The sequence below is a fragment of the Caldibacillus thermoamylovorans genome (assembly GCF_000751775.1).
GTDB classification, from domain to species: Bacteria; Bacillota; Bacilli; order Bacillales; family Caldibacillaceae; genus Caldifermentibacillus; species Caldifermentibacillus hisashii.
Genome location: NZ_CCRF01000022.1, coordinates 86,614 through 99,686, shown reverse-complemented (window position 1 = coordinate 99,686; position 13,073 = coordinate 86,614). Strand labels below are relative to the sequence as shown.

The 13,073-nt window shown below is 35.9% G+C and carries 9 protein-coding genes; 3 read left to right on the top strand and 6 right to left on the bottom strand.

Translation table 11 applies throughout. From position 1 onward, the window contains the following. The 3 genes from BT1A1_RS03320 to BT1A1_RS03305 form a co-directional block, all read right to left on the bottom strand. On the bottom strand, positions 1 to 2,769 hold a 2,769-nt coding region (locus BT1A1_RS03320), incomplete at its 3' end, for a DEAD/DEAH box helicase family protein (protein ID WP_034768070.1). An 18-nt stretch (positions 2,770 to 2,787) separates the two neighbouring features. Then, positions 2,788 to 3,999: a restriction endonuclease subunit S gene (locus BT1A1_RS17720; RefSeq protein ID WP_072012635.1), complete on the bottom strand. Its 1,212-nt coding sequence runs from the start codon at positions 3,997 to 3,999 to the stop codon at positions 2,788 to 2,790. Beyond that, complete coding sequence (locus BT1A1_RS03305) at positions 3,996 to 5,468, bottom strand: type I restriction-modification system subunit M (protein WP_034768068.1); 1,473 nt, start codon at positions 5,466 to 5,468, stop codon at positions 3,996 to 3,998. The genes BT1A1_RS17720 and BT1A1_RS03305 overlap by 4 nt, the downstream gene beginning before the upstream one ends. A gap of 846 nt (positions 5,469 to 6,314) precedes the next feature. Here BT1A1_RS03305 and BT1A1_RS19015 point away from each other — a divergent pair. Both BT1A1_RS19015 and BT1A1_RS03295 read left to right on the top strand, forming a co-directional pair. After that, a complete protein-coding gene (locus BT1A1_RS19015) occupies positions 6,315 to 6,485 on the top strand; it encodes a hypothetical protein (RefSeq protein ID WP_162835916.1) in 171 nt (56 codons plus the stop codon). Continuing rightward, positions 6,482 to 7,960, top strand: coding sequence for a recombinase family protein (locus BT1A1_RS03295; protein ID WP_034768065.1), 1,479 nt, complete (start codon positions 6,482 to 6,484; stop codon positions 7,958 to 7,960). Before BT1A1_RS19015 ends, BT1A1_RS03295 begins: the two co-directional genes overlap by 4 nt. A 34-nt stretch (positions 7,961 to 7,994) precedes the next feature. On the opposite strand, the gene rlmD is transcribed toward BT1A1_RS03295, so the two are convergent. Beyond that, positions 7,995 to 9,365: a 23S rRNA (uracil(1939)-C(5))-methyltransferase RlmD gene (gene rlmD, locus BT1A1_RS03290; protein ID WP_034768063.1), complete on the bottom strand. Its 1,371-nt coding sequence runs from the start codon at positions 9,363 to 9,365 to the stop codon at positions 7,995 to 7,997. A 240-nt stretch (positions 9,366 to 9,605) separates the two neighbouring features. Here rlmD and BT1A1_RS03285 point away from each other — a divergent pair, with 240 nt between their 5' ends. Beyond that, positions 9,606 to 9,998 (top strand): hypothetical protein, encoded by a 393-nt coding sequence (locus BT1A1_RS03285; RefSeq protein ID WP_034768061.1) that lies wholly within the window; start codon positions 9,606 to 9,608, stop codon positions 9,996 to 9,998. A gap of 505 nt (positions 9,999 to 10,503) precedes the next feature. Here BT1A1_RS03285 and BT1A1_RS03280 read toward each other — a convergent pair. Continuing rightward, positions 10,504 to 11,757, bottom strand: coding sequence for an ABC transporter permease (locus tag BT1A1_RS03280; RefSeq protein ID WP_034768058.1), 1,254 nt, complete (start codon positions 11,755 to 11,757; stop codon positions 10,504 to 10,506). Then, entirely contained in the window at positions 11,750 to 12,649 is a 900-nt protein-coding gene (locus BT1A1_RS03275) for an ABC transporter ATP-binding protein (RefSeq protein WP_034768056.1), read from the bottom strand. The genes BT1A1_RS03280 and BT1A1_RS03275 overlap by 8 nt, the downstream gene beginning before the upstream one ends. Between the last annotated feature and the right edge of the window lie 424 nt (positions 12,650 to 13,073).

Here is a 13,073-nt window from a genome sequence, read left to right as displayed (position 1 = left end):
CTTGATTAAATCCCTTAATGCTTCACGCACTTCGTCTAGTTCAAATATATCAGCACTATCCCAAAACTCTTCCGTCAATACTTTTTCAATGACATGCTTTTGCTCCATCACTTGTGGAATCGTACCAAGTTTAGAAAGTGCTTCCGCCGTTTGAATGACGCTGCGAATTGGTTTTGTGGCATTGTTCGCTTGTAATTTGGCCAGTTCAATCGTATACATTAATAAATCAAAACGTTTAGCAAATTCATCATCTTGAACTGGGACAATGATCGGTGAGATATGTTCTTTAATTTCATTCGTATCAAGAACTGATAATGACACCCAATTGTCCTTATTTTTATATTTCTCCACATATTGCAGATGTTGTCTAACACGGAAATTGTCATTATCAAGCGCAAGAACGTCCCTTGTTACTTCATGGACTAATTCACTGCGATGTTTGATATATTCTTCTGTTTGATACTCAGTTCCTTGTAATTCACGGATAATATCCACTTTGGCATTGAATAGTTTTTCTGTGAGGCTTTTACCAACTTGAGTTTCCATTCCCTTTGGATTTTCACGGAAAAACTCAAAGTTTCCGCAATAGTCAAAGATTAGGAAATGCGTTTTATCTTGTCCAATTCCAAATAAATCTGGACAAAGCCGTGTTCCACGACCAATCATTTGCCAAAACTTTGTTTTCGAACGAACCTTTTTAAAGAATACAAGATTGACTACTTCGGGAATATCTACCCCTGTATCAAGCATGTCCACAGATACAGCAATTTGTGGCATTTTACTTTTATCTGAAAAGTCATCTATTAATGTTTGAACATATTTTATGCTATAATCAATGACTCTAGCAAAATCTCCACCATACTCTGGGAACAATGCGTCAAACCGTTCTACGATTCTTTCGGCATGGCGATGATTTTTCGCAAAAATAATCGTTTTGCCTAGCTTGTCTCCGCCTTCTACATGAATGCCTTTGTTCATTAAATCTTTCAGAACCATATCGATGGTGTTGTCATTAAAGAGCCATTCGTTTAAGGCAGAGCTGTCAATATCTTCCCTAAAATCTTCTTCATCAAAGGTTTCTTCATATTTTTCTTTATCTTCTTCCGATAAATCATCGTAATGAATACCTTCTTCTAGAAACTTTGTCTTTGTTTCAATTGTTCGGTAATCAACTAAAAACCCATCTTTTACAGCTTGATCCAGCTCATAAGCATAAGTCGGAACACCATTTTCCATTTCAAACACTTCATACGTATTTTTATCAATCTCATCTTTTGGGGTTGCCGTTAAGCCGAGTAAAATTCCATCAAAATAATCGAAAATGCTGCGGTATTTTTTATAGATACTTCGATGCGATTCATCAATGATGATGAGATCAAAGTGTCCAACGGTAAATAGTTTTTTGCCATTTTTTCTTTTCGCCTCATCGATGGCATTCATCATCGTTGGATATGTAGAAAAGACGATTCGGCTTTCCTCTGGGTTATCCTTGTTATCTAGCAGATTGCATAAAGGTAAACTTGGTAGTAAGTTATTAAAGTTTCTGTATGCTTGATTAATTAATGCAGTTCGGTCTGCTAAGAAGAGAACATTTTTCACCCAATTATGACGTGTCAAAACATCAACAATCGAAATAGCCGTTCTTGTTTTCCCACTGCCTGTTGCCATAACAAGAAGAGCCTTTCTTTGACCACGACTTAAAGCATCACAAACTGCTAAAATGGCTTCTTTTTGATAGTAACGATTACTAATATCATCATTAATTTGTACATTTGATAATGGACGCTTCATTTGGCGACGTTCGATTAACAAACTTAGTTCTTCTTTATTGTAAAATCCAGAAACTTTTCTTGGCGGATATGGATCATGCCAAATAAATGTTTCCAAACCGTTTGTATAGAAAATTACTGGACGAGTGCTAGACATTTTTTCAATACAGTCAGCATACAGTTTTGCTTGTTGGCGACCAATTTTCGGGTCTTTTGATGTTCTTTTTGCCTCCACTACAGCAAGAGGTTTCCCATTATCACCAAATAAAACGTAATCAGCAAATCCTTTGCCTTCTTTGTTTGGCATACCAACAACTGGGTATTCTCGAACGATATCTTTATTAAACTCCCAACCAGCGAGTTCCAAGTCTAAATCGATATATTTTAGTCTTGTTTCAAATTCATTTAATTCATCAACTTGGAAGTGATTTTCTTTTGTATTGTGTTCCCGTTTTTCCGTTACCCTTTTACGAAGATGTTGATTTTCTTTAATAATTTCTTCTAGTTTTCTATCTTTCGCGCTTAATTGTTCATATAAATCTTGTAATTCTTTCGGGCGCACCGGTTTCTCTTCTCCAACCGGAAGTAAGGATTCATCAAATTCCCCAGCAGTAAATTCATCAGAATAACAATAATCAATCCATGCAATAAATTGGAAAAGATGATGGAGGGACAATACCGCTTTGTCACGAGTAATTTGTGCATTTGTATGGACAGCATGATTCCCTAATTTGACCACATATTCCATAAGCTTTAATAAATGTTCATCAATAATACCCAAAAAATTCCTATCATGTATCAGACTTGAAAGATTATCCTGATAAGGAACTTTAAGCGCACTGTCATAACTATAAACCCATTTAACAGCAAGCTCCAGCGCACGGCGAGACTGAATTGCGCTGACAGCTGGGCTAACAACTAAACCTTTCTCCGCTTCAAAACAAGCATTTGTAAAACTTCGATACTGTTTTTTGTCTTTTAAAAAGCTAAAGTTGGACACGTTGACACCTCCCTTTAATTAACGGTTAGAAACTTTTTCATCCGTAAATAGTTCACCATTGAAGGCACGTTGCATTAGTGAATTAAAGTTATTTTCCAGTTCTATTAGTCCTTTTTCAAGTTTTTCTTTTTGTTCAAGTACATTCTCTACAACATTTGCAAACTCTCTTTGTAATTCAATCTTAGGGCAAATAATTTGTATATTTTTTATCATTGTGAGGTTCATGTTTTTTTGACGGACTCCTCTTTGTAGCCGTTTGTAATAGCTCTTACCAATTTGTATACAATAATATACAAAAATCGTATTAACTATTGATCTATCCAATTTTGCAAAAGCAACAGCTTGATTGCATGCACATTCTACTTTATTAATTGTTGATTTAAGCGCCGCAGTATCATACATTCCAAGTAATAAACTATCTTTTTCAATTAATTTTGCTGCTGAATTCTCCAATGCCTCCTCATTAATATGTTCATTGCTAGAATAAGTAAATATGCTATTAAGCTCGCCAGCTGATAACCATGGAATTCTACCCTTGAAATATTCCTTGTTAGATCTGGATGGAGTTCCACCACTTTTCCATTCTCCTATTTGTTCAAGCCTTACTATATCCCATTTCAAAGGATTTTTAACTGGATCCCCAAACATCTCCAAAAACACACTTTGCGTTAATTGGTCTAATGCTTCAATTTGTGCTTTACGACAATCCATTAAGTTTTGAGCTTTATTTAATAATACTGCTATTTTTCTTTGTATTTCTAATGATGGTAATGGAATTAATAAATTATCTATATGTTCATTTCTAAGATTATTAATATTAGCGCCATTAATCGTATGTGAGATTGTTTGAGAATAATAATCAGTATTAAAAAAGTGTCTTAAATAATCTGGAATAATATTATTATTTGGTCTAATTAATTTACAAAACGCACCAAAGGTATAATTACCATCTTCTTTTACTTGTCCTGGTTTTCCAACAACTTCTTTACTTCCACTAGACGCAGCAATAAGAATATCTCCTTTTTTAAACTTTTGTTCATCTTTTACTAGAGAGGGTTCTACATACAATAAATCTTCGAATGTTAATTCTCCATTTTGAATATTCGTAGCTCTTAATAGTGGTATAAAATCTTTTATTGGTTTTTCTGATATCTGGTCTTTTTTATAAGAGACTCCCCTAATTTGCTTGATAAATTTTTTCAAGGGGTAAATTTTATATTTAGAAATCATCTAACTACATCCTTTACTAGATCTTTAAGCTCTTTGATACCATTTATTATTTCTTTTTCATAAACTTCAATTTTTTTGAGTATTACTTCTGGTTTCTCGTATTCGACTTCTTCATATTCAATTTCTTTATACTTATTAATCGACAAATCATAGTCGTTTTCCCGTAGTTCTTCAACCGGTACGAAGAAGGATTGTTCTGTCCGTTTCCGTTCTTTTTCTGCTTCTAAATTATTAAACCGTTCTATAATATCTGGTATATCATTTTCTTCAATCGGTGTACGTTTGTCGTCCAATGAAAATCCGTCTGCTTTCATATCATAGAACCAGACATTATCTGTACCACCTGCACCGGTTTTTGTGAAAATCATAATCGCCGTTGAAACTCCTGCATACGGTTTAAACACTCCGCTCGGCATGGAGATTATAGCTTCCAATTTATGGTTATCAATGATTTCCTTTCGTATCGTTTTGTGTGCTTTTGAACTTCCAAATAACACACCATCTGGAACAATGACCGCAGCCCGACCACCCGGTTTTAAAATTCGAATAAATAAGGATAAGAATAATAATTCGGTTTTCTTAGTTTTGGCAATTTTCAATAAATCATTTGAAACTGCTTCATAATCTAATGAGCCTTTAAATGGCGGATTAGCGAGTACCAATGTATATTTTTCTTTATCTTTATTAATTTCAGAAAGCGAATCCCGATAGTCAATATTTGGATTATCGACACCATGTAGCATCATGTTCATGGCACCAATACGTAGCATTGTCCGGTCCATATCATTTCCGTAGAACATGGTATTATGGTAATGTTCTTTTAAGCCTTGAACAAGGAACATGTCATTGTGATGTTTACGTAAGTATTCGCTTGCTGCAACTAAAAATCCAGCAGTCCCCATTGCAGGGTCAATAATAATATCCTCTGGTGTTGGTTTCATAAGTTCAACTATCATTTGGATAATATGTCTCGGCGTACGGAACTGTCCGTTTGTACCGGAAGTTGATAATTTCGAAAGTAAATACTCATATAAGTCCCCTTGAGCATCACGATCAGTTGCTGGTGGTAGATTGTCAATTCCCTCAACAATTTTTGCTAGCATATTCGCTGTAGGGATTAAAAACATCGCATCTCCCATGTACTTGGAGTATGCTGAATTATCTTTACCATGTAAATTTTTAATGAAAGGAAAAACTTCATCGGAAACAACACGATACATTTCTTCTGGGGATCCGAGCTGTTTAAAACGGTGCCAGCGCAAGTGTTGTTTATCTTCTGGAAAGATTCCTTCAAAAGGAATGCCTAAAATTTCCCCTTCCTTCTCTTTAATCGTTTCCGCTTCATCCAAACTTTTTATAAATAAAAGATAAGTAAATTGTTCGATAACAGTTAGTGGATTTGTAATTCCACCTGTCCAAAACGTTTCCCATATTTTATCTACTTTATTTTTAATTTCCCCTGTAATCATATAACTTCCTCCTGCTGCATCTAATATATCTTCATTATACCTATTTATCTCATTTTATTAAAAGGATAATCATGGAGACCTATAACTATTTACCCAATTGATTAATCCAAAATATCTTAAAAAAATTTTAAAATCCTATTAAAATACATTGAATCGATAAGTATAATGTTTCAGAACAAATCGGTTAATCAAAAAATCAACTAAAAATTTTTAAAAAAATTCCTTATTTCTCTTCAAATATGAAAAAACGAAGATACAATGCTTTATGCAAAACGGAAAATACAAATAACTAAGGAGATGAATTTGCTATCCAAAGTGCAGCATATATTCGAACAACAAGTTAAAGTCATATAGATAGAAATATAAGAAAGCAAACATAGATGTGAAGTCGGAGAATTAAATTCGTTATAAACATTCAAAACAAGCACGCAGTTAATAAAATATTCGATCACACTATAAAAGGTGAAATCCGCAGAGGCTATATGACCATATGCTAATGATTAGTTAAAAATTTCTATGGATAAAGAAAAGGAGAAGAAAAATGATTAACAACCAAGGAAATCTAAAGGGATTTCTCTATATAAGAGTGAATCATCCATCAAAACTTTCAACAGAAGAACATTCACAGCTAACTAATTTCTTATTTGAGTATAGAAGAAATCGTTACAATAGAAAGGGAAATACCTATAAACATCGCATTGAAGAATATTTGTACAAAGTCAAATAAATAGTGTAACCCAATAAAAAGCGAGAACCGCAGAGGTTACGTAACCATTCACATTATTGGTTATGTAATTCTGCGGATTTTTTTATATTGAAAAATTATAAAAGGGAGAGCGATAAATCATGAATAGATCAGAAAACACCGTTGAGCGAATTTTTGCAGATACTTCGCTCACCTTCATGGATGTTATAAATTCCATTATTGATCATAAAATTGAAGAACTCGTCAATAATGCTAGTAAGGTAAACACTGCTACATCTCAAAAAGACGAGAAGGAGTATGATTCAAAATGAGATGTGCAGTATATGTTCGTGTTTCTACCGATAAAGAAGAACAAAAAGATTCCTTAAAATATCAGCAAGAACTGTTTTATAATTATATAGCGGAAAAAGGTTGGGATATTTACAAATTTTATATTGACGTTGAGAGCGGGACGACGGCAAAACGAGAAGAACTTCAAAAACTTATTGAAGATGCTCAGGATAAGAAGTTCGATATCATTCTTGCCAAAGAGTTATCACGCCTTGCCCGAAATGGAGAATTATCCTATAAAATCAAAAACTTATGTGAAAACCAAGGGATTCACATTATTACATTAGATAATGCGATCAATACATTAACAGGGAACACTCATATGTTTGGCCTTTATGCATGGATGTACGAACAAGAATCTCAAAACACGAGTAATCGTGTGAAAGAGACATTAAAAACTCGAGCAAAAAATGGACTTTTTAAAGGATCAAACCCTCCATATGGGTATGAAGTAAGAGATGGAAAATTGTATATCCGTAATGATGAGACACCAAATATTGTTAGACGAATTTTTAAAGAATATTTGGAAGGAAACGGACGACAAAGTATTGCAAGACGGCTATATAACGAGGGAGTTCCAACCCCTGCTCAAATAGCTGGAAAAGCAAACGCAGGAGATAAGTGGCATGATTCTACAATTAGATGCATCTTGACAAATCCCCATTACGTTGGGGATCTTGTTCAAGGAAGAACAACGACAGTAAGTGTAACAAGTAAAAGAAGAAAAAACGTTCCTAAAGAAAAACAGTTTATTATCAAAAATGCACATGAGCCAATTATATCTAGGGAAACGTTTGATGCTGTCCAAAATCAATTAGAGCAGAGAAGAAAATATATTACAGCACCCAAGATACATCTTTTTACTAATGTCCTCTTTTGTGCCGATTGTGGTACAGGTATGTGGTTCCGAAGCAATCGAGACGGATACATTTGTGGGGCTTATGCACGTCATGGAAAAAAAGCTTGTACCGCCCACACAATAAAAGAGGATTTTTTAAAAGAAACAATTCTAAATGACATAAAATCCTTAATTCATCAAATTGACAAAGAGCAATATATAAAGAAGATGGAGAGAAAATCGAAAAGTACAAAATCGGATTCTCAAAAGAAAATCAATAAGATTAACAAACAGATTGATGTTTTACAAAATCGAAAAAGAAGATTCATCAACCTGTTAGCTGACGGAATCATTACCAATGAAGAATATCAAGAGAGTATTGAAGCAACGAACAAGGATTTAACTGAATTAATGGAACAGAAAAATGAACTTCTTTCATTGATGGAAAGCGAGGATGTAATCGAAACGATTGAAAAGCTCAAAAAGGAATTACTTCAATTCCTAAATTTCGATGAATTAACCGAGGATATTCTCCATCGACTGATTAATCGAATCGAGGTAAAAGAGGACGGTACACCAATAATTCATTACCGGTTTACCACACCAAAAATTGAATAGAGGCAAGAGAGAAACCTTATCTTGCCTCATTTTTTCATTTTAAAACTATCTGCGAAACGCACTCAACGTGCATCGTCATCGGGAACATGTCTACCGGTTGGACTTCCACGGTTTGATAGTCGTCTGCTTCCAATATACCTAAATCCCGAGCCAATGTTGCCGGATTGCAGCTTACATAAACAACCCGCTTCGGTTTCATTTCAATAATTGTCTTAAGCAACGCCGCATCGCAACCTTTTCTTGGCGGGTCCACGACGATAACATCCGCATGAATTCCTTCCTTTGCCCAATTTGGAATCACGGTCTCAGCCTCTCCCACCGTAAATTCCACATTCGTTATCCCGTTCAAATCAGCATTCTTTTTCGCATCATTAATTGCATCCGAGACTACTTCCACCCCGTACACCTTTTTTGCCTGTTGTGCCAAGAATAATGAGATCGTTCCTATTCCGCAGTATGCGTCAATGACAATTTCTTCACCGGTAAGACCTGTATATGCCAACGCCTTATCATATAAAACCTGCGTCTGTACCGGGTTCACTTGGTAAAAGGATCGTGGTGAGATAGCAAATTTGACATTTCCGATATAATCATATATCACATCTTGCCCCCAGAGCACCTGCGTTTTTTCTCCTAAAATCACATTCGTCCGCTTCGGATTTACATTATGGACAATCGATTTAACATTCGGTAATGCAGCCACAATTTTTCCAACAATTTCCTCCCGATGGGGCAATTTTTCCGTCCTCGTGATAAGGACAATCATTAACTCGTCCGTTTTCCGTCCGAAGCGCGCCATAATGTGCCGTAACACACCAGTATGCGCTTCTTCGTTGTATGCCGTAACTCCAAGTTCACTACAAATTTCTTTTACAATCTTAATCGCATCATTAATGGCCTCCATGTGAATAACACTTTCATCCGTATCAATAATTTCATGGGTGCGTGGTTTATAAAATCCGGTAATCAACCGTCCATTCCTCTCACCAACCGGAACTTGCGCCTTATTCCGATAATGAAAAGGTTGCTCCATACCAATAATCGGATGAATATTCACATCTTGCAACTTTCCGATTCTCGTTAGTGTCTGTTCCACCAAGTTTTGTTTAAATTGAAGCTGACCTTCATAAGACATATGATGAAGTTGACAACCGCCGTATTTGTGCATGTCCTCTTTTGGAATCTCTACGCGGTACGGACTTTTTTCCTTAATTTCGATCAATTTCCCATAACCGTAGTTCTTTTTCACATTTAAAATTTTAATTTGCGCAGATTCACCCGGCAGCCCACCCGGAACAAATACCGGGAAGCCGTCAATTTTTGCTACCCCTTGTCCTTCATGGGTTAAATCAACAAATTCTACATCTATGTAATCATTTTTCTTTACTGGTATTGTTTGACTCATTTTATCCACCTTTACTCCTCTGTTTTTCATCCATCTGCCTGTTATCAAGTAAAACTATATCAAAAATAGAGGGGCAAAGGAAATAGCTAAACAAAACCAAATAACCTATCTAATTAAGGCTTAGTTGTTGGTGTCACATAAGTCAGTTCATTATAGGGAATGATGAAACTTAAGGGTGAATGCTAAAAAATGTTAAACGGAGATTTTTGACCTTTTATCGCTATTCTTTGTGGTTGGTTAATGACAGGATTCGGGCAAATATATAACGGTCAATTATTAAAGGGGCTTTTATTCGGAATCCCCAATACGACTATTAATTTTTATGGGCATTTAAATGAAGCCCTGTTGTACGCATTTTTAGGTGATATTGAAAAGTCGCAAACGATATTAAACTACCAATGGATTTTATTTTATCCAGCTATTTTTGACATATCACATTGGGATGCATATGAAGTTAGTTATGAAATTCAACGAAAATGTGCGCCTCCTGTTTCACACAAATTGCCTTTCATTTTATCCGGAATGTTTGCGACGGTGGGGGTAATTTTTTGGTTCCAAATACTTTCCCGGACCTATATATTTAGGGCTTGGCGGTTACCTGGTTGGCGGCTTAATCGGAGTCATTCTTATTAAATTAGGTAAACCTTCTTGAAGTCAATTTCACGCAGCATTCATTTTTAAGCCGGCTTCACTCTTATTTTTTAACTATGAGACAAAACCGTTTCAAACTTCGAGGCCACTGAAAAAGGTGCGAAATAATCTTGCTAAGCACCGTATTTTGATGTATTTTTGGGTTTTATCATACTATATATTGTGTTAGTGAATGTAATCAAATAGTTTTTCAGTGACCTCTCAAACTTCGGCAGTTTTGCCTCATAGGTGGACTCTTATATGAACGCGATGGGGCTTTTTTTAATTATTTGAAGTGATATACCCCATTGAACTGCTCTAAAAGACAATTCGATGGCGGTTTTCTCATAAAAATCGGCTCACTTCTGAACGCGATGGAACATTATTCAATCATTTGAAGTAATGTGCCCCATTGAACAAACTCTATAAGACAACCCAATGGCAGTTGTCTCATCGATCGACTCGCTTCCGAACATTCCACATGTCCATTTACAGTTATTCCCTTTTCTCATTCATTTTTCGTTAACTGCATGGCTTTTTTAATATCTTTAAATGAACTGGATTTCCCGTACAAGAGGACGCCGCCTTTATAAACTTTTGCCCCGAAAATAGCGAATAAAATAATGGTGACCAGCAAAATAACAATTCCAAGGATCGGCTCCCAAAACGGTAAATTCAGCATTCCCACCCTCATAAACATCAGCATGGGCGTAAAGAACGGAATATAAGAAGTTACTGTAATAAACGTCGCATCCGGCTTAACTAGACCGAACATGGCAATCATAAAACCGATAATCAGCAAATACGTCATCGGTGTGATTAACTGATTCACATCTTCAATCCGACTAACTAACGACCCTAAAAACGCCGCTAATGTTGCATACAAGAAATAACCCAGCAGGAAGAAAACAAAAGCATACACAAGGGTCGCAACCGGAACATCACCGAACCCATATACATCAAAAAAACCGCCCTCCATTGAATCCATATTTTGTTTTAATGAAAAATAGGCGACTCCTAACATGAGAGCAAGTTGCAATAACCCAAGCAAGCCGACACCTAAAATTTTCGCAAACATCTGCTTGATCGGCGGCACACTGGAGATTAAGATTTCCATGACCCGTGATGATTTTTCGGTAGCCACTTCCATCGCAATCATATTCGCATACATAATAACGGCAAAATAAATAACAAATAAAAGTACATACACTAATCCTCTCGCCTGGCTTAGCTCTTCTTCGGTCTTTGCATCTTTTTCCAATGCAACTTTTTTCAGGGAGACAGGCTCGTACAATTTCGTAAGCTGTTCTTGAGATAAGTTCATTTGGGTTGCAGCCATTTGGGTCTTCATCTGCTGCAGTCCATTTTCCAGCGATGATAACAATGAGGTATTAGAAATGGTTAATGATCGATAAACCGCTGCCGGCAAATTCTCTTGATTATTGGAAAGAACGAGTACACCATCAAAGTCGCCGTTTTGAACCTGTTTATCAGCCTTTGTTTTATCCCCGGTAAATTTTTTCAATTGAATATCTTTATCGATTGCTTTTAACTGATTTTGAAATGGGTCAAACAGTACCCCGGTTTCATCAATAACCGCAATTTTTTCCCCTTCTTCTCCTTTATTAAAGAAATCAATAATATTAGTAATATTCGCCAGCAGAACAATAATCAGAAGAGTAATAACCGTTGTCACGATAAAAGACTTGGTTTTTAATTTAGTTAAAAAAGTATGAAAGAAAATGATCCAAAACTTATTCATAGGAAGCACCTACTTTCTCAATGAAAATATCATTCAAAGAAGGTTCCTCCAAGGCAAATTTCCGAATAAACCCTCTTCCTACAATCTCCTGTAAAATGCTGCCGGCAACCTCTTCACCTTCAATTTGCAGTTGAATACCTTCTGGAGTGACAGCAGATTTACGAACACCCGGGTATTCTTTCAAAAAACTTACATCAAAGTCCGCATGAATGATTAAATTTTTCTTGCCAAAGGACTGTTTAATTTCCTTTAAAGAGCCTTGAAGTACAGTTTTTCCTTTATTCAAGATACATAAATTCTCACATAATTGTTCGACATGCTCCATTCGGTGGCTGGAAAAAACAATTGTTGTACCGCTTTCCTTTAAATCTAAAACAGCTTGCTTTAATAGCTCGACATTGATCGGATCGAGCCCGCTAAATGGCTCATCCAAAATAAGTAAAGATGGCTTATGTAGAACGGAAGCGATAAATTGAATTTTTTGTTGGTTCCCCTTCGACAGTTCCTCCACTTTTTTATCGGCATAGTCAGGAACTTTGAACCGTTCCAACCATCTCCCCAACTCCTTTTCTGCCTCTTGCTTACTCATTCCTTTTAATCTAGCTAAAAAAATCAATTGCTCTTTAACCTTTTGTTTCGGATAAAGACCACGTTCTTCCGGAAGATAGCCAATATTGTCACTTGTTGAATAATCAACCGGCTTTCCATTCCATGAAACATTTCCGGAACTGGCATCCATTAAGCCTAGTATGATTCGAAAAGTTGTTGTCTTTCCCGCTCCATTCGCACCTAAAAAACCAAAAATCGTCTTTTCAGGAATCGAAAGCGACAAATCATCAACAGCTGTATACTTTCCAAATCGCTTTGAAACATGTTCGATTTCTAAAGCCATGTCCTTCCTCCTTTAAGCAAAATAAAAAGCTTGTCACACCTTTATTTTAAGGTGTTTAACATAATAAAGGGAAACTTCTATTTTATCAGTGTCGTTTTCCGCTACCGTTCGGACCAAGTTCTCACATAATAAAGGGAAACAGCAGAAAACGGTATCCTCACTGATTGTTCGTTACCCAAATCAGATGTGTGCTGTAGGTACCCCTCCCCCACTTGTCTTCCTCTTTGAATGAATCATCCGGTGAAAGTACAAGATTTGCCGTTAAAGGGGAATTTTCCCAACCTTAAAATAAAGCCGTGACAAGTTATAGATTCATTAATTGTTGCTTAATATCATTATAACAGAAGGTGGAGACGAAAAAATAGGAAAAATTGGAAAATATTTCATTATCGTTTGGGCAATAATCAAAAGCGGAGCCTAACAT